Source organism: Micromonospora sp. NPDC085948 (assembly GCF_040686315.1).
GTDB lineage: Bacteria > Actinomycetota > Actinomycetes > Mycobacteriales > Micromonosporaceae > Micromonospora.
Map to the genome: position 1 here is coordinate 56,546 of NZ_JBFBJW010000009.1, position 21,415 is coordinate 77,960.

At 72.4% G+C, this 21,415-nt stretch carries 23 protein-coding genes; 7 read left to right on the plus strand and 16 right to left on the minus strand.

The genetic code is table 11. The features are described 5' to 3' along the window. Positions 1-56: 56 nt before the first annotated feature. The 3 genes from AB0O48_RS22475 (at position 57) to AB0O48_RS22485 (ending at position 1,372) form a co-directional block, all read left to right on the plus strand. The gene (locus AB0O48_RS22475; protein WP_365068310.1) at positions 57-398 is read left to right on the plus strand and encodes a DUF559 domain-containing protein; all 342 of its coding nucleotides are present in this window, start codon (positions 57-59) and stop codon (positions 396-398) included. Then, a complete protein-coding gene (locus tag AB0O48_RS22480; protein WP_357572357.1) occupies positions 395-679 on the plus strand; it encodes a hypothetical protein in 285 nt (94 codons plus the stop codon). The genes AB0O48_RS22475 and AB0O48_RS22480 overlap by 4 nt, the downstream gene beginning before the upstream one ends. A gap of 123 nt (positions 680-802) precedes the next feature. Further along, a complete protein-coding gene (locus AB0O48_RS22485) occupies positions 803-1,372 on the plus strand; it encodes a peroxidase (protein WP_365068097.1) in 570 nt (189 codons plus the stop codon). 241 nt (positions 1,373-1,613) lie between these two features. Here AB0O48_RS22485 and AB0O48_RS22490 read toward each other — a convergent pair whose 3' ends face one another. Next, on the minus strand, positions 1,614-2,435 hold the full coding sequence (locus AB0O48_RS22490; protein ID WP_357255648.1) for a hypothetical protein: 822 nt from the start codon (positions 2,433-2,435) through the stop codon (positions 1,614-1,616). 396 nt (positions 2,436-2,831) lie between these two features. Here AB0O48_RS22490 and AB0O48_RS22495 point away from each other — a divergent pair, with 396 nt between their 5' ends. Both AB0O48_RS22495 and AB0O48_RS22500 read left to right on the plus strand, forming a co-directional pair. Continuing rightward, entirely contained in the window at positions 2,832-3,203 is a 372-nt protein-coding gene (locus tag AB0O48_RS22495) for a ribonuclease domain-containing protein (protein ID WP_357255697.1), read from the plus strand. 60 nt (positions 3,204-3,263) lie between these two features. After that, on the plus strand, positions 3,264-3,611 hold the full coding sequence (locus tag AB0O48_RS22500; RefSeq protein ID WP_357255650.1) for a barstar family protein: 348 nt from the start codon (positions 3,264-3,266) through the stop codon (positions 3,609-3,611). Positions 3,612-3,713: 102 nt separating this feature from the next. Here the strand turns inward: AB0O48_RS22500 and AB0O48_RS22505 are convergent, their stop codons facing one another. The 5 genes from AB0O48_RS22505 to uxaC form a co-directional block, all read right to left on the minus strand. Continuing rightward, the gene (locus AB0O48_RS22505) at positions 3,714-5,207 is read right to left on the minus strand and encodes an FAD-binding oxidoreductase (RefSeq protein ID WP_357255652.1); all 1,494 of its coding nucleotides are present in this window, start codon (positions 5,205-5,207) and stop codon (positions 3,714-3,716) included. 149 nt (positions 5,208-5,356) lie between these two features. Then, positions 5,357-6,085: an HD domain-containing protein gene (locus AB0O48_RS22510; RefSeq protein WP_365068102.1), complete on the minus strand. Its 729-nt coding sequence runs from the start codon at positions 6,083-6,085 to the stop codon at positions 5,357-5,359. Positions 6,086-6,199: 114 nt separating this feature from the next. After that, on the minus strand, positions 6,200-7,690 hold the full coding sequence (locus AB0O48_RS22515) for a mannitol dehydrogenase family protein (protein ID WP_365068105.1): 1,491 nt from the start codon (positions 7,688-7,690) through the stop codon (positions 6,200-6,202). Next, positions 7,681-8,985, minus strand: coding sequence for an enolase C-terminal domain-like protein (locus tag AB0O48_RS22520; RefSeq protein WP_365068108.1), 1,305 nt, complete (start codon positions 8,983-8,985; stop codon positions 7,681-7,683). Before AB0O48_RS22520 ends, AB0O48_RS22515 begins: the two co-directional genes overlap by 10 nt. After that, positions 8,982-10,415 (minus strand): glucuronate isomerase, encoded by a 1,434-nt coding sequence (gene uxaC / locus AB0O48_RS22525; RefSeq protein WP_365068111.1) that lies wholly within the window; start codon positions 10,413-10,415, stop codon positions 8,982-8,984. The genes AB0O48_RS22520 and uxaC overlap by 4 nt, the downstream gene beginning before the upstream one ends. Positions 10,416-10,750: 335 nt before the next feature. On the opposite strand from uxaC, the gene AB0O48_RS22530 reads away from it, so the two are divergent. Next, complete coding sequence (locus AB0O48_RS22530; RefSeq protein ID WP_365068114.1) at positions 10,751-11,884, plus strand: LacI family DNA-binding transcriptional regulator; 1,134 nt, start codon at positions 10,751-10,753, stop codon at positions 11,882-11,884. 111 nt (positions 11,885-11,995) lie between these two features. Further along, complete coding sequence (locus tag AB0O48_RS22535) at positions 11,996-12,370, plus strand: cupin domain-containing protein (protein WP_357255664.1); 375 nt, start codon at positions 11,996-11,998, stop codon at positions 12,368-12,370. A 64-nt stretch (positions 12,371-12,434) separates the two neighbouring features. Here AB0O48_RS22535 and AB0O48_RS22540 read toward each other — a convergent pair whose 3' ends face one another. From AB0O48_RS22540 to AB0O48_RS22585, 10 genes are all read right to left on the minus strand, one after another. Further along, positions 12,435-13,202 (minus strand): hypothetical protein, encoded by a 768-nt coding sequence (locus AB0O48_RS22540; protein ID WP_365068118.1) that lies wholly within the window; start codon positions 13,200-13,202, stop codon positions 12,435-12,437. 72 nt (positions 13,203-13,274) lie between these two features. Then, positions 13,275-13,736 (minus strand): hypothetical protein, encoded by a 462-nt coding sequence (locus tag AB0O48_RS22545; RefSeq protein WP_357255667.1) that lies wholly within the window; start codon positions 13,734-13,736, stop codon positions 13,275-13,277. After that, the gene (locus tag AB0O48_RS22550; protein WP_357572365.1) at positions 13,733-14,662 is read right to left on the minus strand and encodes a hypothetical protein; all 930 of its coding nucleotides are present in this window, start codon (positions 14,660-14,662) and stop codon (positions 13,733-13,735) included. Before AB0O48_RS22550 ends, AB0O48_RS22545 begins: the two co-directional genes overlap by 4 nt. Next, a complete protein-coding gene (locus AB0O48_RS22555) occupies positions 14,659-15,174 on the minus strand; it encodes a phage tail protein (protein WP_357572366.1) in 516 nt (171 codons plus the stop codon). Before AB0O48_RS22555 ends, AB0O48_RS22550 begins: the two co-directional genes overlap by 4 nt. Then, positions 15,155-17,806, minus strand: coding sequence for a putative baseplate assembly protein (locus AB0O48_RS22560; RefSeq protein WP_365068123.1), 2,652 nt, complete (start codon positions 17,804-17,806; stop codon positions 15,155-15,157). Before AB0O48_RS22560 ends, AB0O48_RS22555 begins: the two co-directional genes overlap by 20 nt. Further along, on the minus strand, positions 17,803-18,237 hold the full coding sequence (locus AB0O48_RS22565) for a GPW/gp25 family protein (RefSeq protein WP_357255674.1): 435 nt from the start codon (positions 18,235-18,237) through the stop codon (positions 17,803-17,805). Before AB0O48_RS22565 ends, AB0O48_RS22560 begins: the two co-directional genes overlap by 4 nt. Further along, positions 18,234-18,572 carry a hypothetical protein gene (locus AB0O48_RS22570; RefSeq protein ID WP_357255676.1) on the minus strand — a complete coding sequence of 113 codons (339 nt, stop codon included), beginning with the start codon at positions 18,570-18,572 and terminating at the stop codon, positions 18,234-18,236. The genes AB0O48_RS22565 and AB0O48_RS22570 overlap by 4 nt, the downstream gene beginning before the upstream one ends. Continuing rightward, positions 18,572-20,164 carry a contractile injection system protein, VgrG/Pvc8 family gene (locus AB0O48_RS22575; protein ID WP_365068127.1) on the minus strand — a complete coding sequence of 531 codons (1,593 nt, stop codon included), beginning with the start codon at positions 20,162-20,164 and terminating at the stop codon, positions 18,572-18,574. Before AB0O48_RS22575 ends, AB0O48_RS22570 begins: the two co-directional genes overlap by 1 nt. Then, positions 20,161-21,027: a hypothetical protein gene (locus AB0O48_RS22580; RefSeq protein WP_357255680.1), complete on the minus strand. Its 867-nt coding sequence runs from the start codon at positions 21,025-21,027 to the stop codon at positions 20,161-20,163. Before AB0O48_RS22580 ends, AB0O48_RS22575 begins: the two co-directional genes overlap by 4 nt. After that, the gene (locus AB0O48_RS22585) at positions 21,027-21,209 is read right to left on the minus strand and encodes a hypothetical protein (protein ID WP_357572369.1); all 183 of its coding nucleotides are present in this window, start codon (positions 21,207-21,209) and stop codon (positions 21,027-21,029) included. Before AB0O48_RS22585 ends, AB0O48_RS22580 begins: the two co-directional genes overlap by 1 nt. Between the last annotated feature and the right edge of the window lie 206 nt (positions 21,210-21,415).

Below are 21,415 nucleotides of genomic sequence, written 5' to 3' on the forward strand. Positions count from 1 at the left end.
TGCCGGCGTTCCGCCGGCAGGTGCCGGTGAGCGTCGGGCGGACGATCTACCTCGACATGTTCGCCGAGCGGGAACGGGTCAACCTCGAACTCGACGGTGCGACCAGCCACGGCGACCCGCGTCAGCGGGAGATCGACCTGCGCCGGGATGCGCTGCTCGCAACCATCGGAATCGTGGTGGTCCGGTTCGCCCACCGTCGACTGGTACACGAGATCGACGAGGTGCGCCGGGAGACGATGGCCATCCCTACGAGGTCGATCTGTTGGTTGCCGCCCCCGCGGCCTCTACCTCATCGAGATCAAGAGCCTGAACGGCCGGCTTCGGCGCGGACGTCGCCGAGGAGAGGTCGCGGGCGGCGATCAAGCTGGGGCAGTACGTCGAGCAGGCGTGGCAGATGACCGCGCCGGCCCTGCGCGTCTCGCTCTCGTCCGCCGACGGGCCGGTGCTCCTGCACGACGCGGCGGTGCTGGTGCCATACCGGGCGATGGAGCGGCTGCACGAGCTGGTCGATGCGGCGCGCGGCGGGGCGGGAGACGTGTGGCTGCTCTGCCCGATGGAGGATCCGGCGTTGCTGCCCAAGTTGGACGGCGCGGTGGTGCGGGTGGGAGACAACGAGTGGATCGCCTTGCCGGATGCCTGGGTCGTCAACGCCCACCGCAGCGCAGCGGCAGCCGTCTGACCGGTTGCCCCGGTCGACTGGGTTGACGGGAGGCCACGTAGCGGCCCCCGTGCACGGCCGATTTCCCGACAGCGTCCGCAGTCCCGACCGCGTACCGTCCGCGTTAACCACGGGGGGAGTCGGATGAGTCTTCTGCAGCAGGCAGAGCAGTCGCCGGACACCGATCGGATGTTCGACACGGACACGAAGGCAATGGGCTACCTGCCCAACTACACCAGGTTGTTCGCGCACAGCCCGGCGGCGTACCTGGCATGGCAGCAGCTCAACGGTGCGGTGAAGGCAGAGATGGAGCTGCGCCGCTATGAGTTGGTGACCCTCGCCGCGGCTCGGGCCCTGAGATCCTCCTACTGCGGCCTGGCACACGGAAAGGTCCTACGCGACAAGTTCTTCGACGCGCCGACCGTCGCCGCCATCGCGTCGGACCACGGCAGCGCCGGTCTCTCCCCGCAGGAGGTCGCAGTCGTCAACTTCGCCGGAAAGGTCGCGGCAGACGCGAACTCCGTCACCGAGGCCGACGTCGTGGGTCTGCGCAGTCACGGTCTCGATGACACGGAGATCTTCCGCGTGATCCTCGCCGTCGGCGCCAGATGCTTCTTCAGCACCGTCCTCAGTGCTTCCGGGGCGGAGCCCGATCCGCAGTACAACGAGAGCCTGGACGTGGGTCTGCGGCAGGCGCTGAGCTTCGGCGGTTAGACCCAGAGAGAACGCGCAGATCGTTTCGGCCACGTCCATCAGAAATCCGACACCATCAGTCGATGCAGGCGGCGCGTACATCCGTCTATGGCGCGCCGAGATTCAACGCCAAGAATCGGCGGAAGTCCCTCGACCTCGCCCGTCTGCACCTTGCCAATCACCTGTGGGTAGCGGACCCGCGCCCGGGAGATCGGGGGTATTTCCTCACTCGTGCTCTTTCTCCGGGGGCGGAGGGCCGCTGCTAGGGCTCGGTGGGGCGGCTCTGTTGCGGCGGGATCGGGGGCGCGCTCATCGAGTCTGTCGGGTGCTCGGAGTGGCGGCGGAGGAGTTCGGTGATCCAGCGGGCGGCATCCCTCTGCGCGGTGAGCATGTGGTCGCGGGCGTCGGCGATGTCCTGGTCTTCGGCGTGGTCGCTCAGGAGCGTCGCCCACTGGCGGCTCACCTCCTCGGCGTACCGGGCTTTGCGGAGCTGCTCGTCGAACTGGTACTCCAGCTCCACCAGCCGGTCGACGTGCGGCTGGAGCGCCGGCATGATGCGCTCGTCGAGCCGGACGGCGGCGTCGGGGCGGCAGGTGATGACGATGTCACCCCGCTGGTAGTGCCACTGGGGATCCTCGGCGAGCGCCTCTTGCAACGCCAACTCCAGGTCCCCGGCCCGGTGCGGCGGGAGGTCCCGGGCGGCGTCGGAGGCGAGCCGGGTCAGCCGCTGGATGGCGTTGGGCTGGAAGTACTGCACGTACCAGCTCAGCACCTCGGCCCGCATGCTCGCCGGTGACGACCAGGCGAAGGTGGCGCGGATGTAGAACGAGTACACGTACCCGCGGGCCGGGACCGCGATCAGCCGGGGCACGTCGCGTTGTTCGACGAGCGGGCCGGACGGCGCGGGTGCGGCGCCAGATCCGACGGGCGCCTCGTCCTGGAGCGCGGCGACCAGTCGATCCCAGCTTCGTGCCCACCACCGCCAACCGCGGACACTCGCGTCGCGGGCGATGGTCAGCCCTCGAACGCCCCGGTGCCGCCACTGGTCCGCCGGCCTTGGCCTCCCGTCCGGGGCGTCCGTCATGGCACCCCTCCACGGTCACGGTTCCGCGTTTCACGCTAACAACCGGTGACGGATTTGCCCGTCGCCACGCCGTCGCATACCGGTGCGAACCGGACCGTCCCGCTGGCACGCCACGCGTCACTGCCGGGCTTTCGACCTCGGTGGCCGGCACCGTCGGGAAGCGCCGTGGGTGCCGCGGGGAGAGGATCATCCGGCGTTCACCGAGCATTGTGGAGCAGTTGAGGTGCCCAGGGGTGTTACCGCCGGACGGTAGCGGCGAGACTGGACCCGATCCGACAATCATGTGGATCGATGGACTGGATGGTCTGGAGGCAGCCTGTGTCCACCCCCGTGTCCCCGCTGGCCACGCTCGGCGCGATCCGCCGGCGTACCACCACACTCACCCTGCTCCTCGCCATGGTCGCCGCCGCGCTGGTCGGTCCGTCCGTGGTCACCCCCCGGTTGACCGACTCCGCCTCGGCGGCGGTCTACAGCTCCTGCACCATCAGCCGCTGCGCGGACGCCCGCACCGCCCGCTCCGGCTGGTCCGCCAAGGGTTTTCCGACCAGCCGTGGCTGGTATTCCTGGAGCGGTGGCACCTCCAACTTCGCCGGCGGCCGGTTCTACAACTACGAGGGTCAACTGCCCACCAACGCCACCTACCACGAGTACGACGTCTACCCCCGCACTCAGGGCGCCGCGCGGGACGCGTACCGGATCGTGGTGAACCGCAGCACCGGGGTCACCTGGTTCTCGCCGAACCACTACAGCGACTTCTACCGGCTCTGACCGCCCCCGGTGCCGGCCGGTCCGACCCGGCCGGCACCGGTGAGACGAGGGAGGTACGTGATGGTCGCTCCGGACGACGACCGGTGGTTGACCGTGTGCCGGGACGGGTGCCCGGAGGTGCGCGGCGCGTCGGTGCTGGCCGGCGCGACGACCCGGACCAGGCCCGCGCTCTTCGCCGCGTTGGCCGACGCGCTGACCCTGCCCGCTCACCTGGGTGGCACCTGGGACGCCCTCGCCGACGTGCTTCGGGACCGGCTGGACGCCGGTCCGCTCACCCTGCTGATCGACGACGCCGGTGAGTTGCTCGCCGACGAGCCGGCTGGTCAGTACGTCCTGCTGCTCGCCGTGTTGGGCGACCTGGCCACCACCGCCCCGCACCCGCTGCGCGTCGTCCTGCGTCATGCCTAGTCCCCTTGACCGGTGGGAACTCGCATCCCGACGTGGGGCTGGGCGCGGTTGGAAGCGGCCGGCGGCGCGGGTGGGGGTCACCCTCGCCGCCGGCCGTCCAGGTCAGTGGGTCGCGGGCGGGATGCTCTGCTCGTACTGGAAGACGTTGTGCGGGTCGTACTTTGCCTTGATCTTGCGCAGCCGCGGGAAGTTGCGACCCCAGTAGGCCTCCTCCCACTCCGCCATGCCGATGTTCGGCACGTTGACGTAGGCGCCGTCCACGTAGGGCCGCATCGCCAGGCTGAACTCGGCGATCCAGGCCTGGGCGATCGGGGTGACGGCGTCGTCGCTGTCCGGCTCGCCGCGAGTGCCCCAGCCCGCGCCGGGCTCGGAGTAGAAGAGCGCGTCGCGGTGCGGGAACGCCGCGCCGCCGAAGGGCTCCTGTCGTTGGGCTCCCCGGCCGAAGGCCTGGGCGAAGAAGTTGCTGTCCGGCGACGGGGCCTTCTCCATGAACCGGCGGACGATGCTGATCGCCTCCGCCGGGAAGAACTCCCTGGTGAACTGCGAGTAGAACTTCCACTTCGCCGGATCTTCGTCGGTCGGGATCTGGAACCCGGCGTACGTCTCGGCCCAGCCGCCGATTCGCACGACGACCTCGGGGTTGCCGATCGAGAGGAGCGGCTCGAGCAGTCTTCTCGCCTCGGTCTCCGACCCCTCGGCGAGCACCGCGAACAGCAGGATCTCGTCCGGGTGGACCTCGACCTGGGTGCCGAGACGAGGGTCGGCGAACGGTCCGGTGTGCTGCCAGGTGTCGAAGACGTCGTGCAGGTTGTCGAGGCCCGGCCAGGTCACCTGCAGGTAGGCGACGCTCTCCAGCGGAGCCACCTGGTAGGTCAGGGACGTGACGATTCCGAAGTTGCCGTTTCCGGCGCCGCGCAGCGCCCAGAGCAGGTCCGCGTGGTTCCACGGGTCCACGTGGAGCACCTTCGCGCCGTCGGCCCCCGCCGCGACGACGATCTCCACGCCGATCAGGTTGTCGCAGGCCATGCCGATGTAGCGGGTGAGGAAACCGAGACCGCCCCCGAGGGTCGCACCGGACAGGCCGACGGTCCCCTCGCCTCCGGTCGTCGCCGCGAGGTCGTACTCCCCGAGTGCGGCGACCGCCTCGGACTGGGTGAGCCCCGCGCCGAGCTTCGCCGTGCGGCTGGCGGTGTTGATGTCGACGTCCTTCAGCTCACTGACGTCGATCACGATGCCGTTGTCGACGTTCGACCAGCCTTCCAGGCTGTGCCGGCCGCTGCGCACCCGCAGCGCGACGTCGTGCTGCCGGGCCCAGGTGAGGGCGTTGACGACGTCCTGGGTCTCCTGGGCGAAGACGATCACCAGCGGGTAGCGCACGAACAACTCGTCCCAGCCGAGGCTCGCCTCCGCGTAGTTGGGGCTCTGGGGACGGACGATCCGGCCGGTCAACGTGGCGGGCGGGAACTTCTCCCCGCCAAAGGACGGGCCGTCCGCCGCCGCCAACGCCGAACTGCCGGCAATCACTCCGGGGATGGCGACCGCTCCGGCGCCGACGGCCGTCGCCTTGAGCAGGTCGCGACGAGAAAGGTCGCGCATGGTCCGAGTCCTCTCGATCGGGGTTACGCCAGAACTTCGATCGAGAGGACTTTTGCCTCTCAACTGACGCAAAACCACCGTAATGCCGCAGGCGGCGGTAAAGATCCGAGAAGTTGTCACAGAACCCGGTCGGGTGAGGAAGCGGCAGCTCAGTTGGGGTGCGCGGGCTGGTCCAGGATGGCGCTGAACCGCTCCTCGGCGAGGTCGAGCTGGCCGAAGATGTGCTTCTTCACCACCGCCGACAACGGTGTGTCCGGCCGGCCGATCAGGTCCCGGAAGAGCGGCACCAGCGGCCGGTACTTCCGGGCCGACGACACGACCTTCGGCCCGACCGTGTGGATCACCCCGACGCCGTTGTCGGTGAAGTCCGACACCTTGATCACCCGGGCCCAGGGCTCGCGGTCCAGGCTGACCGCCAGGTGCTCCCGATACTGCGTGTTGCGGTCCCGCTCGGGGTCGTACACCGGGTTGGTGACGGCGGCGACGAGCGTCGCGACGCGCGTCCCGAACCGCGCGGCGAGCGCGGCCAGCGCGGCCGCGGTCGGGTCGGCGCCCGCGTCGCCGCCGGCCAGCTCGACCGGATGGTCCTCGACCGCGTCGTGCAGCAGACCGGCGACGATCACGTCCACGTCGCGCACCTGGTAGTGGTGCATCAACCGGATCGCCACCCGCAGCAGGTGGTTGAGGTACGGCTCCCGGACGCGCCGGTCGTCGCGGTGCAACTCGGCGGCGAGGTCGAGCGCGGCGGTCAACCGCTCGCGGGCGGCGTCGTCGAACTGCTGGACCTCCAACCGGAAGCGCTCCAGCAGGCCCGGTTCGCCGTGGATCTCGGTGATCGCGTGCATCGGCATGCTGCCCAGGTGCGGCGGGAAGTCCATGCGTCACTTATAGCCGATCTTCCCCACGTCGATGAGCCCGTACGTCGCCGACCCGACCCGACATCTCGCGACAACGCCGACGGCCGGTTGGCGCGCGCTCGCCGACCGGCCACCTCACCGGGCGCCGGCCAGGGTCGCCTCGACACCGTGGCGTCCCAGCGCGGTCAGCCAGGCGATCACCTCGGCGCGGACCTCGTCGTCGTCGGCCACCTCCGCCGGGAAGATCTCGCGGAGCGCGAAGACGGCGTCCACCGCGCCGGCCGGGGTGTGCGCGCCGGCGTCCAGGGCGGCCCGGATCGGCCCGGCCAGCGGGTCCTGCAACGGCAACGGTCGGCCGTCGTCGGCGTACCCCAGCGCGAAGCGCAACCAGGACGCCACGACCAGCGCGCTCCAGCGCGCGGACCGGCCGGCCGCGCGCAGGTCGGCGATGGTGTGCAGGACCCGTTGCGGCAGCTTCTGCGAGCCGTCCACCGCGACCTGGAGGGTGCGGTGGTGGATCGCCGGGTTACCGAACCGGGCGAGGACCTGCTCGCCGTAGTCGACCACCCGGACGCCGTCCGGTGGGGTGAGGCTGGCCGCGACGTCCTCGGCGATCAGCCGGCGCAGCACGTCGGCCAGGTGCGGGATCTCCAGCGCGTCGGCGATGGTTTCCCGCCCGGCCAGCGCACCCAGGTACGCGATGGCCGAGTGCACACCGTTGAGGGTGCGCAGCTTCAGCCGCTCCCACGAGCCGGCGTCGTCGGTGAGGACCGCGCCGGCCTGCTCCCAGCCCGGCCGACCGCCGGGGAAGTCGTCCTCGATCACCCACTGCGCGTACGGCTCGGCGGCGACCGCGGCCAGGTCGGTCACGCCGAGCGCCCGGCGGGCCGCCTCGATCGTCTCCGGCGTGCTGGCCGGCACGATCCGGTCCACCATGGTGCCCGGGCAGGTGACGTTGCCGGCCACCCACTCGGCCAGCCCGGCGGGCACCTGAGCGGCTCGGCCGACCGTCTGGTCGAGCATGCCGCGCAGACGCCGGCCGTTGGCCGGCAGGTTGTCGCAGCTCACCAGGGCCACCGGTCCGGCGTCCGCGGCGGCCCGCGCGGCCAGCCCGCGCAGCAGCAACCCCGGCACGGTGGTCGGCGGTCGGCCGCCGGCCAGGTCGGCGGCGAGCGCCGCGTCCGGGGACAGCTGGCCGGTCACCGGATCGAGCTGGTACGCCTTCTCGGTGACGGTCAGCGTCACCACCCGCACCGCCGGGTCGGCGAGCAGCGCGACCACCGCCTGCGGGTCGCGGGGAGCGTGGAGTACGCCGCTGAGAGCGCCCACCACCCGGGTGCCGCTGCCCGCCGCGGAGAGCGTGCTGACACTGAACAGGTTGTCCTGCGCGGCGAGCGCCTCGACCACGGCGGTGCTGCGCGGAGCGACGGCCACGATGCCCCAGTCACCGCCGGCCGCGCCGACCGCCGCCTCGGTGAAGACGGCCTGGTGCGCCCGGTGAAACGCGCCCACACCCAGGTGGACGACGCCGGTCGGGACCGTGCCCGGCCGAATCAGCGGGCGGGCCTCGGCGGGCAGTCGGCGCAGCACGCCCAGGCCGAGTCGGGCGCCGACGGTCATCGCCATGCCGGGCCGTCCGGGAAGCGGAACTCGGCGATCGACGCCGGCTTCATGGTGGCGCTGTAACCGGGCCGCTCGGGCAGAAGATAGCGGCCACCGCGGGTGCGGACCGGGTCGACGAAGTGCTCGTGCAGGTGGTCGACGTACTCGATCATCCGCCCCTCCAGGCCGGTGCCCACCCGCAGGTAGTCGAAGATCGCCAGGTGTTGGACGTACTCGCAGAGGCCGACCCCACCGGCGTGCGGGCAGACCGGCACCCCGAACTTCGCCGCCAGCAGCAACTCGGCGAGTACCTCGTCGACGCCGCCGACCCGGCAGGCGTCGACCTGCATCACGCCGATCGCCTCCGCCTGGAGCAACTGCTTGAAGATCACCCGGTTGGCAGCCACCTCGCCGGTGGCGACCCGACACCGGCCACCGGTCAGCTCGGTGACCGCGCGGGCGATCCGGGCGTGGCCGAGGATGTCGTCGGCGTGGGTCGGCTCCTCGATCCAGTACGGATCCACCTCCGCGAGGGTGGCCATCGCGGTGATCGCCTCGTCCACGTCCCAGACCTGGTTGGCGTCCATCATCAGCAGCGCGTCCGGGCCGATCTCCTCCCGGATGATCCGGGCCCGCCGCAGGTCGTCGGCGAGCGGGCCGCCGACCTTCATCTTCATCGCCCGCCAGCCGTCGGCGTACGCCTGCCGGGTCAGCGCCCGCACCTTGTCGTCCGGGTAGCCGAGCCAGCCGACCGAGGTGGTGTACGACGCGAAGCCGTCGCGTTCGAGGGTGGCCAACCGGTCGGCCAGCCCGTCGCGTCCTTCGTCCAGGATGGCGGCCGCCTCGTCCGGGGTGAGCGCGTCGGTGATGTGCTTGAAGTCGACGCTGGCCACGAGGTCGTCGGTGGGCAGCTCGGCGAGGAACCGCCACATCGGCTTGCCGGCGAGGGTGGCCCGCAGGTCCCACACCGCGTTGACCAGCGCGCCGGTCGCCATGTGGATGACGCCCTTCTCGGGACCGAGCCACCGCAGTTGCACGTCGGCGCTGAGCGAGCGCCAGAACGCGACCGGCTCGGCCGTGATCTCCTCGATGGTGCGGCCCTGGACGTGGTGGGCAAGGGCGCGGACCGCCGCGCAGGTGATCTCGTTGCCCCGGCCGTTGGTGAAGGTGAACCCCGCGCCGGTCGGGCCGGCGTCGGTGCCCAACTCCACGTACGTCGCGGAGTAGTCGCCCCGGTTGACCGCGTCGGAGCCGTCGCCCCGCGCGGCGGTCGGGAACCGCACGTCGTGCACCTCGACGGAGGTGATGGTGATGCTCACCGCTCCACCTTTCCGAAGTTGAAGACCCGCTTGGGCAGCCGGTACGCCAGGTCCACGATGGTCTCGGCGGCCTCGTCCATCGGCAGCCGGTGCTCGGCGACCAGCCGGGCCAGGAAGCCGGCGTCGACCCTGCGGGCGACGTCGTGACGGACCGGGATGGAGCAGAACGCCCGGGTGTCGTCGACGAATCCGGTGGTGTTGTAGAAGCCGGCGGTCTCGGTGACCGTCTCCCGGAACCGGCGCAGCACCTCGGGGGAGTCCAGGAACCACCAGGGCGCGCCGAGCAGCACCGCGGCGTACCCGCCCGCGAGGGGCGCCAACTCGCGGGTGAAGGTGTCCTCGTCGAGGGTGTAGAGCACCAGCCGCAGCCGCGGGTCGTTGCCGTAGCGCTCGAGCAGCGGGGCGAGCGCGTGCACGTACTCGGTGGCCTGCGGGATGTCGCCGCCCACGTCGCGGCCGTGCCGGGCGTGCAGCCACCTGTTGTGGTTGCGTACCGCGCCGGGGTGCAGCTGCATGACCAGGCCGTCGTCGAGCGACATCCGGGCGAACTCCATCAGCATGTGCGCCCGGAACGCCTCCGCGTCGGCGGCGTTCGCCTCGCCGCGCCGGCCCCGGTCGTAGAGCCGCTCCGCCTCGGCCGGCGTCAGGTCCAGGGTGCGCGCGGTGGGATGGCCGTGGTCGGTGGAGGTCGCCCCGGCGGCGATGAACGCGGCCCGTCGGGTCCGCAGGGCGGCCAGGTAGCCGGCGTAGGTGCCGGTGTCCTCGCCGGCCCGCTCGCCGAGCCGGTCCACGTTCGTCGCCCAGCCGTCGTACTCCATGTCCACCACGTCGTCCGGGCGGAAGGTGGTGACCACCCGGCCGCCCGGCCCGCCCCAGCCGTCGGCGGCGAGTGTGGCGTGCTGGCTCAGGTCGTCAAGTGGCGACTCGGTGGTGGCGAGGACCTCGATGCCGAACCGCTCGAACAGCGCCCGGGGCCGGAAGTCCGGCTCGGCGAGCCGGGCCGCGATCTCGTCGTAGATCGCGTCGGCGGTGGCCGGGCCGAACGCGGTGTGCACCCCGAACACGGTGCGGAAGGTCTGCTCCAACCAGAGCCGCGACGGGGTGCCCCGGAACAGGTGCCAGTGTGCGGCGAAGCGCCGCCAGATCACCCGCCCGTCGGTCTCCACCGGGCTGCCGTCGCGGGTGGGCACACCCAGGTCGGACGGGGGGACGCCCTGGCTGAGCAGCATCCTCGTCAGGTAGTGGTCGGGCACGATGAGCAACCGCGCCGGGTCCGGGAAGGGCCGATCCTCGGCGAGCAGGGCCGGGTCGACGTGCCCGTGCGGCGAGATGATGGGCTGCTCCGCCGCGAGGGCGTACAGCTCCCGGGCCAGCGCGCGTTGGCCCGGTTCGGGCGGCAGGAGCAGGTCGGTGTGGTCGAACGTCGGCACGGGGAGGGGCTCCTCGTCTCCTGGTCAGCGGGAGTGAGCGGGTCGGTGACCTGGACCGGTTGGCGGTGGTCGAACGCGACGGGTCACCCGGCCGCCGGCTCTCGGTGACCTGCGGTCGCCTACCGGTGATCCTGCAAAGGTTTGCAATGAAGTAATCACGATCAATGCGACTGCGTCAACCGACGGCGATCACCGATTTCGTACGGCCGCGGATCACGGATCGGCGTGTCCGTGCTGGACAACCCCCGTGACTATCGACAATTGACAATGCTGCAACCGTTTGCATTAATGGCCACACCCACGGCACCGCCGCCACCTCGGACGAAGGGTCAGCCGTGCCCGTCACCATCCGGGACGTCGCCCGGGCGTCCGGTGTGCACATCTCCACCGTGTCCCGCACCTTCTCCGCCCCGCACCTGGTCAACCCGGACACCCGGGTCCGCGTGCTGACCTGCGCGGAGGACCTGGGTTACCGGCCGAACCGCGCCGCCCGAGCCCTGATCACCGGGCGGACGCACAACCTCGGGCTGATCATCGCGGACATCGCGAACCCGTACTTCCCGCCGCTGATCAAGGCGGCGGAGTCTCAGGCCCGACACCGCGACTACCACGTCTTCGTGGCCGACACCAACGAGGACCCGACCGCCGAGGAGGAGTTGGTCCACGCGCTGGCCAAGCAGGTGGACGGGGTGCTGCTGTGCAGCCCGCGGATGAGCAACAGCCTGATCGAGCAGCTCAGCCGCGAGGTGCCGATGGTGGTGGTGAACCGCCAGGTGACCGGCCTGCCCTGCGTGCTGATGGACATCGGGCAGGGCGCCCGCTCGGCGATCGAGCACCTGGTCGGCCTGGGGCACCGCGGCATCGCGCTGCTCGGCGGCCCGCGCAACTCGTGGACCAACCGGGAGATGCGCCGCGCCGCCGGTACGGCCGCCCGCGCCGGCGGCGCGGAGCTGACCGTGCTCGGCCCGAACGCGCCCACCGAGGTCGGCGGCGCCGCCGTCGCCGAGCAGGTGCGACGCAGCGGAGTGTCGGCCGTGCTCGCCTACAACGACCTGATGGCGATCGGCCTCATCGAAGGGCTGGACGCGCTCGGGGTGCGGGTGCCGCAGGAGGTGAGCGTAGTCGGGGTCGACGACATCACCCTGAGCCGGCTCACCCGCCCCAAACTGACGACGGTGGCCACACCCACCGGTGCCGCCGGCCGGACGGCCGTCGACATGCTGTTGCAACAGGGCGTCGAGTCACCACGCGGCGCGCGGGGACCCGGTGCCGGCCCGGCGCTCGGCGTCCGTCGTACCACCGCGCGGGTCATGCTCCCGACCGACCTGGTCATCCGCAACTCGACCGGTCCGGGGCCGTACGCCCGATCCGCACGTTCCCTGGCCGTACCGGACGGCCCGGACCCGCACTGCCCCGCAGGTCCGCGCATCCCGACCGGCGCGACGGATCACCCCAGCTCACCGCACTGAAGCTCCCTCGTTCGGCATCCTTGCCCCCGACCGGTCGGCGGCCCCTTATCCTCGAGCCGACATGCCAACCGGAGCGGGTGCCGTCGGTGCGACGGCGTACAGGGGGCCGTGATGAGCGGAGAGGATCGACCGGAGGGCATCAGTCCGACGGCGGTGCAGGGGGCGCCCGGACTGTGGCGCGTCGATCTGCAGAAACACGATCTCAGCATCCCCGGACGGGAGGTCGTCCAGAGTCGGGTGGAGTTCACGCCGGACTCGCCGCCGTTCAAGCACTTCCACCCCGGCGAGGAGATCATCTGCGTTCTTCAGGGGTCTCTGGAGTACACGCTCGAAGGCCAGCCGCCGGTGGTGTGCAACGCCGGTGACGCGTTGACCGTGCCGTACGGCGTCCACCACCAGGCCCGCAACGTGGGCGACGGCATCGCTGTGGAGCTGGCCACCTACGTGGTGGAGAAGGGCAAGCCCCTGCTGACCAAGGTGGAGTGACCGGCCGCCGCGCTGCCTCGTCGATCATGGAGTTGGCGGCACGACACCCGGGTGGGCGTTGGGATCACCGGGGTGGGCGTCGGGCCGGCAGGGCGGCCGTCACCCGGATGGCCTTCACGATCGCCGGGATCGACCCGATCAGCAGCACCAGCCCCCAGATGATCGCGATCACCGCGAAGACCAGTGCCGCCACGTCGTCGACGATGCTGACCAGGATCACCGGCACCAGGTGGTGCAGGAACTCCAGGACGACAGTGCACAGCAGGGTGGTGAGGATCAGCAGGACGAGGCCCTTGTTCTGCAGGAAGCGCGGCTGGGCCAGCACCAACAGCCCGGCCCACACCAGCTTGAGCAGCAGCACCAGCCCCAGCAGCAGCGCCGCCTCGCCGACCGGGAAGAACCCCCACAGCGCCAGGTACGCGATCGTCCCGAACGGGACCGCCAGAAACAGCGACACCATGATGGACAGCTCCACGAACGCGATGACCAGCGCGACCAGTCCGACGATGATCAGGATGATCGAGAAGATCAGGCTGGCGATGCCCTGTACCCGGCCCTGCACGCGTTCGGGCAGCAGCATGCCCAGGCAGAACAGCCCGGTGCTCCAGACCGCCACCGCGTCGATCAACGCCAGGTAGCCGGTGGCCCGGCCGGACGGCTCGCTGACCCCGGACACGTCGTCGAGGTCCACCTCCAGCGCGCCGGCGGTGTCGGCGAGGGCCGCGCCGGCGTCGGCGCCGCCCAGCAGCAGCCCGGCACCCAGCTCCACACCGATCGCCAGGACGATGGCGAGCATCGCCAGCAGCAGGAACGGCTTACGCAGGTCACCCACGGCGGCACCTTCCTCTCAGCTCAACACGTGGCCGCGACGATCAGGGTCAGGACCTGACCGTGACGATCAGGGTCAGGACGTGGCCACGACGACCGTGCAACCACCGAGGCCGGGGCAGATCAGGCCCACCTCGGTGGCCTCGTCGACCGCGACCTTCGCCACCGCGCCGGTGCCGTCGGGCGCCGGCTCGACCTCGTCGCGGATGGTGAGGTCGGCGTCGCCGGGCGCCGGCGCGACGACCGTGAACCGTGCCGCGCTGCGCAGCACCAGGGTGCGCAGCCCACCCGGATCGGCGACCCGCACCACGCACCTGCCGGAGAACGTCAACCGGCCCGTCTGGTCGGCGCAGTCGGCGTCGACCGTGGCCGGATCCACCGCCGCGCGCTCCCCGCCCAGCACGCCCAGCCGGTCGACCAACCCGTGCCGGGCACCCGGATCACCCCGGTCGTCGCCGCCCACGCCGACCGCGACCACGAACAGCGCCACGAGCAGCACGGCGAGCAGCCCCAGCAGCGCCTTCTGCCGGCCACTCATCGCGCGGCGGCCGGCGCGACGACCTCGCTGAACCGGATCAGGTCGACACCCGCGAAGTAGCGGTTGGTGCCCTGCGTCTTGCCCACCACCAGCAGTGTGACCTGGTGTGCCCCCTTACTGAGCTGGACGGTGCCGACGTCCAGGAACTCCGTCTTCTGCGTCGTCGGCGTGAAGCCGAGGAACGTGCCACCGACCTGGTTGCCGTCGATGGTGAAGACGGTGTTGGCGTAGTCGAACGAGGTGGTGCGCACCGTCGCGAAGCGCCAGGTGCCGTCGGCCGGGATCTGCACCGTCACGGTGACCTGATCGCCGATCGCCAACCCGGTGAAGAAGAGCTGCTTGTCCCCGGACCAGGTCACCGCGCAGCAGTTGGGCTGCGCGCCCACGGCGGCCTTGGTCTTCTGCGGCGACGTGATGACCGCGGCGTCCACCAGGCTCTCCGCCTCGATGGTGACCACCCGCGGCTCGCCGGGATCCGGCGCGCCGTCGCGGGTCAGCAGGACCACCCCCACGGCCACCACCACCAGCACCAACGCCGCCGCGGCGGCGATCCACAACCACGGGGTACGCCGAGGTGGCGCGACCGCCCGTACCTCGTAGGTGACCCGACCGCTGGACCGGGAGCTCTCCTCCGGCGCGGTGTTCGCCGAGTACGCGAACCCGGTCATGTCGTAGCGTCGAGGTGGGGTGCCCGCGGGCACGGCGAGGGTGACCAGGAACGACACCGAGCCCTGCCCCTGCACCACCCGCTGTGGCTCGGCGACGGTGAACCACGCCCGCTGGGAGCCGTCACCGGGCGCCACGTCGAACACCACCGTGTCCGGTGCGGCGCCCGGGTTGGAGACGGTGAAGGTCAGCTCGCCGCTGTTGCGCGGGTCGAGGGTGAACTGCTCGGCGGCGGCGACGACCGCCCATTCGGTGGTCATGACGACTCCTCTTCCAGGACGATCTCGACGGTGGTCGAGGCGGGTTTCTCCGCCTCGACGATGCGGGTGATCACGGCGAGTTGGCCGGCGGCGGCGGCGGGAACCCGCACCACGACGTGGAAGGGCCGTTCGGTCGGCTCGTCGATCGCGAAGCCCGGCAGACCGGTGGCCAGCTCCAGGGCCCGCCGCATGCCGTACGGGGAGCCGCGCCACCGGGCCAGCAGGGCGGCGTTGGCCACCAGGTCGCGCAGTCGTCCCACCGGCAGCGGCAGGGGCGCGTCCGGCCGGGGTGAGGCGACCACGTGGTCCATCGCCACCCAGCGGGTCAACCGCACGACCAGCCCGTCCGGCGCCCGGTACGGGTCGAACAGGGCGTCCACCTCGGCGAGGATCGCCTCGTCCGGGGCGTGCAGCCCCTCCATCACGTCCAGCAGCGCCCAGAGCACACTGCCGGGCACACAGGCCCGCTGGTAGGCGGCGGGCAGCAGCCGTTCAATCGCCGAACGTCGCATCCTGGCGCACCACCTCGATGTCGTGCTCGCCGGAGCAGAGCAGCCAGGTATCCGGGACGGTCACCACGTCGGCGGTGGCCTGGTTGGCGCTGGGCGTCCAGTCCACCGCGTTGGCGCTGCGGTGCACGCCGCGTTCGCCGCCGGCCAGGAGCAGCCGCTCCGCCGTGCCGGTGCCGCCGGTCGCACCGCCCGCGCCGCCGACTGTCGGACCGCCCACCGCGATGGCGTCCACCGGCACGAACCGGGTCCGGTCGCGCAGCGGCAACCCGCAGTTGACCGACACCGACTGCCACTGCGGCTGCGCGCCCAGGGTGTCCAGCCGCAGCACCCCGCCGCTCTGCGTCGCCGCCACCGCGAGCTGGCCGGCGAACGCCAGGTCGCGGCACGTGCCGCCGACCCAGCCGGACTGCACCGGCTGCCACTTCACGTCGGACTCGAACAACCGGGTGCGGTGGCAACCCTGTCCCGGCTTCTTCGGGTCCGGCTCGCCCGCGCCGCTCCACAGCAGGGTCGCCGGGCCGTCGTACTGCACGGCGAGCACCCGGTTGTCCACGTTGGCCAGGCCCACGTGCGTGAAGCTGCCCGGTCGGCCGCCGGCGGTCGACAGGTACACCCCGAAGCTGGCCTGCGCGGCCACCGCCACCCCCGGCGCGCCCCGCTCCGAGACGAACGCGCGCACCGCGTAGAACCCCCGGTCGGCGTCGGACGGGTCGACCAGGATCTGCAACGGCACCGCCCCGGGCAGCAACGACACCTCGTACAGGCCGGTGTCGGTGGCCACCAGGAGCGCGCCCGCGCCGTCGCGGTCCAGCCAGGCCACGTCGGAGATCCGCGCGTCCAGGTCGGTGAGCAGCGACCAGGTCTCGCCCAGGTCGGTGCTCAGGTGCACCCGGGAGCCGCCGGACGACCGCAGCGTCACCACGGCCACCGAGCCGGGGCGCGCGACGATGCCCGGCCGCACCGGCGCGGGAGCGGGCGCCACCCGCAGCACCGTCTCGTCGTCGAACCGGCCGGCCGGCTCCCAGCCCGCGCCGCCGTTGCTGGAGCGGAACAGCACCGGGCCGCGCCCGGCGTACCAGGTGCGCGGCTGGTACTGGTCGACGGCGAGGGCGCGTACCCCCGCGTCGGGGGCCTCGTCGACCACGAACCGGACCGACTCGACGTAGCGCACACCGGGCTCGGCGTGCTCCAGCAGTCGGTACACGTTCGACGCGCGCAGCGGCTCCCCGAACGGCCACCCGGTCGGGTTCAGCGCGGTCGGCAGCGGGCTCAGCGTCTGGTGCAGCCGGTCGTGGATCCGGCGGCGTACCGCGTCCACGTCCTCCTCCCGGCGGACCACCACCCGGGCCCGGACCGACACCGCCTTGAACCGGGCCCAGGTGGCCCGGGACCGGATGCCGACCATCCGGCGTTCCTCCAGGTCCGCCTCCACCCGGCGACGCGCCTCGGGCACCTCGTGCTCGCGCAGCACGGTCACCGGCAACCGGCCACCGGGGCGGGCCGTCGGCGGCACGTACGGCACCAGCACCACCTCGACCTCACCGGGCCGGGCGAAGCTGTACACCGCCGCGCGGGTGAACGCCCGCGCCCGTGCCACCGCCCCGGAGCTGGTGGCGAGGACCTCGAAGTCGCGGGCGGTGACCGCCCGTTGCTGGGCGAAGAACTCGTACGGGCCGCGCAGCAGCACCGACTCCAACGCCTCCACCTCCCGGCCGCCGGCCGCCGGGGCGGGGTTGTCCACGCGTACCCCGGGCAGCGGGTCGCGCAGGCTGGTCAGCGTGCCCGCCGCCACGTTGCCGGTGGGGCCGCCGCCGGCGCGGTACCAGAGCCGGACCTGTCGGCCGGCCGGCGGCACCGCCGCCACTGTCACCGGCGCCGGGCCGGGTGGTGCGGGGTCGCCGGGCGCGGCCGGCGGTCGCAGGTCCAGGGCCGGGGCGAAGGTGACGGTGCCCGAGCAACGGTCCACCAGGTACGCCTTGGCCTGCGGGCCGAGCCCGGCGAAACTGTCCACCGGCTGCCAGATCTCGAACGTACGGCCGTCGTGCTCCCGGGCCGCCGCGCCCAACTCCACGGTGCCGGCCGGCACCTCCACGCCGAGCAGCAGGTCCAGCGTCTCGGCGGTGTGCGCCAACGGCGCGTGCGCGGCCCGCAGCACCTGCCCCGGCTGGCCGGTGCCCACGCCGAGCAACTCCGCCTCGACGAGTTCGCAGTGGTGCATCCGTACCGTCACCGACGTCTCGTCGGCGGGCAGCAGCGTCGGCTCGGTGGTGACGAAGACGACCGGCCGGGGATCCGCGCCGCGCGCCGCCGCGACCCGCAGACCCGCCGGGATCCGGATGGCCGCCCGGTCGCTGCCGCTGCGGGTGAACCGGACGTCCGCCCAGGCCGCGGTGGGTGCGTGCCGGGTGACCCCGAGCAGGTTCAGAAACGAGACGTACGCCTTGTCCGGCAACTGGTTCAACCGGTAGATCATCACCTCGGTCAGGTGGGCGAACGCCTCCACCAGGGCCATCCCGGGGTCGTGCGCCGACAGGTCGGTCCACGCCGGGCAGGACTGCCGGATCCGTTCCCGGGCCTCGGTGACGAGGTCGAGGAAACCGCGATCGTCCAGGTGCGGCACGGGCAACGTCATGACGGTCCTCCCTGCGCGGGTTCGTCGGCGGGAAGCAGGTCCACGGACAGGACCAGCTGCCCGGGCGTCAGGCTGGCGCGCACCCGGTAGTCCAGCCGGATCACCAGCCGCCACGCGTCGTCCGGATCCGGCCCGGCGTCCACGTCGATCACCTCGACCCGTGGCTCCCACCGGGCGATGGCCTGCCGGACGTAGTGGATGGCCAGGCCGGCCGTGGTGTCGTCGTTGGGCGCGAAGACGAGTCGGTGCAACCGGGACCCGTACCCGGGTCGCATCAGCCGCTCGCCCGGCGTGGTCGACAGGAGCAGGAACAGCGCCTGCCGTACGCTCTCGTCGCCCTCGGTCATCGCCAGGCCGCCGGCCGCGGTGAGTGCCAGGCCGCCGCCGCGCCCGGCGTCGAAGCCGGCCCCGACGAAGCGGAAGGCCCTCACCGGTCCGCCCCGAGGAACCCCTGACCCGGGTCACGCACCGTGTGGTGGACCAGCCCCGGTGGGGTGCCGTCGGTGAACCCCTCCAGGTGCGACAGCACCACCCGGTGCCCGTCGACCCGCAGCCAGTCGCTGTAGCCGACCCGGACGCTGAGGGTCTTGCCGCACGGCTTGATCGTCGGGCCGTAGTTGGGACAGGCCGTGATGTCGCGCCCCTGCGGGTCGTCGTCGACAAGCACAGGTACGCCGGTGACGGTCACCCACTGCTGCGAGGGTCGGTTCTCGACCCGGCCGTCGTGATCGCAGGTGATCACGGAGTCACGGTGGATCCAGCGCATCAGCCGCCTCCTTCGTGGTGGGCGCGGGCCAGCGTTCGGGCCTGCCGCGCCGCGGTGGTCGGGTCCTCGGTCGACTCGGCGCGCAGGAAGTCCACGCTGCGGGCGCGGACCACCATGGCCCGGCCGGGCGCGGAGATCACCAGGTCGGATGCCGCGTGCAGCGTGGCCAGGTCGGGGGTCAGTTCCAGATAGCTGCCGTCCTCGGTGCCCAGCCGCAGGCTGCGCCGCACGTCGTCGACGACGATCGACTGCCCACCGGCGGTGCGCAGCGTCCAGCGCCGCGCCTTCCCGTCGTCGATGCCCGCGTCGTACGGCTCGACGGCGCCGAACAGCGAACCGAGCACGATCCCCGAGGCCGGCTCGCCACCGGGCAGCACCACCAGCACGCTGTCGTCCGGATCCGGCAGCGCCACCAGGCCCTTGCCCCGCCCCGCGCCGGGGCAGAGCACGGCGAGCCAGCCGGCGTCCAGGTCCCCGTACGCCGGCAGGGTCAGCCGGACCCGGCCCAACCCGTCGGGGTCGGCGACGTCGGTGACCGTGCCCAGGGTGACCACCGCACCGCCGGCCGGGGTCGGTGGGGCGACCGGCGGCACGGTGGAGAACCGGGTCAGGTGTCCGTTGCCGTCCACGGTGTGCACCACCTCGGTCAGCACGTACGCCCCGGCGACCGGCTCGGGCACACCGCTCAGGTCGATCCGTCGGCCCGGTCGCAGCGCCGGATCACCCTCGGCCACCCCCTCGGCGGTGACCAGCGTGGCCGCGCGGGTGTCCAGTCGCGCCTGGGCCAGCGCCGCCAACTCGTCGTCGCTGCGCCCCGGCTGGTCGACGGCGGTGCGAACCCCGTCGGCACCCACGTCGGCCGGGTCCGGTCGGTCGTACGCCGGCCGGCCACACCGTGCCTCGTCGGCCTGCTGGCTGATCACCTCGGCCCGCTGCGGGTGCCAGCCCAACGCGGCACTGGCACCGCTGGCCTGGTCGGCGTTCGTGGACAGGCGCAGGGTGTGCACGTCCGCGCCGAGGGTCAGCGCGACCGGCTCCCCGTAGCCCGCGAGGGTGACCAACCGGACCCCGTCACCGTCGGCGGCCAGGTGCAGCCCGGCCCGGCCGGCCACCTCGCACAGCAACTCCAGATCACTGTGCCGGTGCTGCGACAGCCGGTCCAACCGGGGCCCGTCGACCTCGGCGGTCACCTCGAGCCCCACCGCGCCGCACAGTTCCCGGGCCAGGTCGACGGCGGTCACCGAGGTGAACACCCGCAACCCCTGCCGCTTGCGCAGCCGGTGCAGCCGGTCGTACGCCCGCAGCCGCAGCACCGCCGTACCGTCGGCGGCGTACTCGACCTCCACGGCGGTGACCTCCCCGCTGAACAGGGCGTCGGCGTGGTCGGCGAGTCGGATGTCGAGCGCCGTGCCGGGGCGTACCGCCGGGTCGAACGCGCCGACGCCGACGGAGGTGGCGAGCACGAGCTCCGCCTGCGTGGGCTGGTCCAGCCGTGCCGCCACCCGCAGCGAGCGGATCCGCTGACGAACCGCGCCGGTCAGCTCGGCGCCGTCGAGCAGGACGAGCAAGGCCCGGGGCGCGACGCTTGTCACGGCGTACCCCCGGGGTTGCCGCGCCCGTCGGAGGCGACAGCTGCGGTGCTGCCGGGGCCGGTGCTCAGCGCGCCGGCCACCGCCTGCGCCATCCCGGCCAGCACACCGGCGACCGTCGATCCGCTTCCCGGGACGCCGCCGGCGCGGACGCCGGCCGCGGGGGGCACGGCGAGCGTGGTGCCGGCCGGTACGGCGAGGGGGTCGGTGATCCGGTTGTGCTCGGCCAGCAGGCGCCAGCGCAGCGGCGAGCCGAGCGCGTCGTTGGCCAGCAGGTCGAAGCGCACACCGGAACGGCCCGGCTCGGCCGCGCCGTCGCCGGCGGCGATCACCGCGCTGCCCGGCGCGGCGGTCGGGGTGCTGGCCGCGGCCAACTCCTCGGCGAATCCCGCCTCGGCCTGGTCGGCCGTCTCGGCGGCGCGGACCAGCTTCAGCCGCAGCCAGGAACGCCGGGGCGAGCCGGTGCCGGTGAACGCGTCGAACCGCTCCGCCACCGCGATGATCACACCGGGCACGTTCCAGGTCTTTCCCCACACCAGCCGGACCAGCGGCGGACGCAGCCAGCCATGCTCGGCGGCCGAGTTCTCCGCGAGCATCCACAGGGGACGGGTGAGCACCCGTACGTCGGCCGGACGGGTCGGCGCCTGGACGAAGTCGACGTCGAAGAGCAGGTCGAGCACCAGTTCGGTCCGGCCGCCGCCGGTGAAGACCAGCGGGTCGTCGGCCAGCCCGGACCCGGTGAGCTGCCCGTCGCCGGCACCCCGCTGGCGTACGCCGGCGAGCCGGGTCACCTGCACCGTCTCCGGATTCAGCAGGCAGTCCACGCGCTCGCCAGAGGAGTCGATGAGGAAGGCGACGCGTTCCATCAGCCACCCGCCTGTTCCCGGTCCAGCCGGGTCAGCTGAGCGTTGTCCAGCGCCGTACCGGCGACCGTCCACAGCGCGGTGTCGTCGGGCAGCGCCGGCCACCTGTCGAACGCCGTCGCGTCGGCAGTGCTCTCCGGCCCTTGCGCACCCGGATCGCGGCGCGCCGAGCCGATCCAGGCCACACCGACGGCCGGACCGTAGCGGGCTACGGAGCCCTGACCATCCCGATCACCAACCTGCTGCCCCGACCGTGCCCGCTCGTCGGGCAGGGCCGGCCAGAGACCGCCGCCAGCCGTCGTCCCACCGCTGGCTGCCGCCCCACCGTGGGCTACCGCCCCACCGTCAGCCGTCCCGCCGACGGCTGATCGCCCGTCCCGAGCTGCCGCCT

What these genes read in the sequence shown, in the direction of transcription:
- AB0O48_RS22475 (WP_365068310.1), top strand. Translation starts at nt 57, where the DNA reads ATGTTCGCCGAGCGGGAACGGGTCAACCTCGAACTCGACGGTGCGACC.
- AB0O48_RS22480 (WP_357572357.1), top strand. Translation starts at nt 395, where the DNA reads ATGACCGCGCCGGCCCTGCGCGTCTCGCTCTCGTCCGCCGACGGGCCG.
- AB0O48_RS22485 (WP_365068097.1), top strand. Translation starts at nt 803, where the DNA reads ATGAGTCTTCTGCAGCAGGCAGAGCAGTCGCCGGACACCGATCGGATG.
- AB0O48_RS22490 (WP_357255648.1), bottom strand. Translation starts at nt 2,435, where the DNA reads ATGACGGACGCCCCGGACGGGAGGCCAAGGCCGGCGGACCAGTGGCGG.
- AB0O48_RS22495 (WP_357255697.1), top strand. Translation starts at nt 2,832, where the DNA reads ATGGTCGCCGCCGCGCTGGTCGGTCCGTCCGTGGTCACCCCCCGGTTG.
- AB0O48_RS22500 (WP_357255650.1), top strand. Translation starts at nt 3,264, where the DNA reads ATGGTCGCTCCGGACGACGACCGGTGGTTGACCGTGTGCCGGGACGGG.
- AB0O48_RS22505 (WP_357255652.1), bottom strand. Translation starts at nt 5,207, where the DNA reads ATGCGCGACCTTTCTCGTCGCGACCTGCTCAAGGCGACGGCCGTCGGC.
- AB0O48_RS22510 (WP_365068102.1), bottom strand. Translation starts at nt 6,085, where the DNA reads ATGGACTTCCCGCCGCACCTGGGCAGCATGCCGATGCACGCGATCACC.
- AB0O48_RS22515 (WP_365068105.1), bottom strand. Translation starts at nt 7,690, where the DNA reads ATGGCGATGACCGTCGGCGCCCGACTCGGCCTGGGCGTGCTGCGCCGA.
- AB0O48_RS22535 (WP_357255664.1), top strand. Translation starts at nt 11,996, where the DNA reads ATGAGCGGAGAGGATCGACCGGAGGGCATCAGTCCGACGGCGGTGCAG.
- AB0O48_RS22545 (WP_357255667.1), bottom strand. Translation starts at nt 13,736, where the DNA reads ATGAGTGGCCGGCAGAAGGCGCTGCTGGGGCTGCTCGCCGTGCTGCTC.
- AB0O48_RS22550 (WP_357572365.1), bottom strand. Translation starts at nt 14,662, where the DNA reads ATGACCACCGAATGGGCGGTCGTCGCCGCCGCCGAGCAGTTCACCCTC.
- AB0O48_RS22555 (WP_357572366.1), bottom strand. Translation starts at nt 15,174, where the DNA reads ATGCGACGTTCGGCGATTGAACGGCTGCTGCCCGCCGCCTACCAGCGG.
- AB0O48_RS22560 (WP_365068123.1), bottom strand. Translation starts at nt 17,806, where the DNA reads ATGACGTTGCCCGTGCCGCACCTGGACGATCGCGGTTTCCTCGACCTC.
- AB0O48_RS22570 (WP_357255676.1), bottom strand. Translation starts at nt 18,572, where the DNA reads ATGCGCTGGATCCACCGTGACTCCGTGATCACCTGCGATCACGACGGC.
- AB0O48_RS22580 (WP_357255680.1), bottom strand. Translation starts at nt 21,027, where the DNA reads ATGGAACGCGTCGCCTTCCTCATCGACTCCTCTGGCGAGCGCGTGGAC.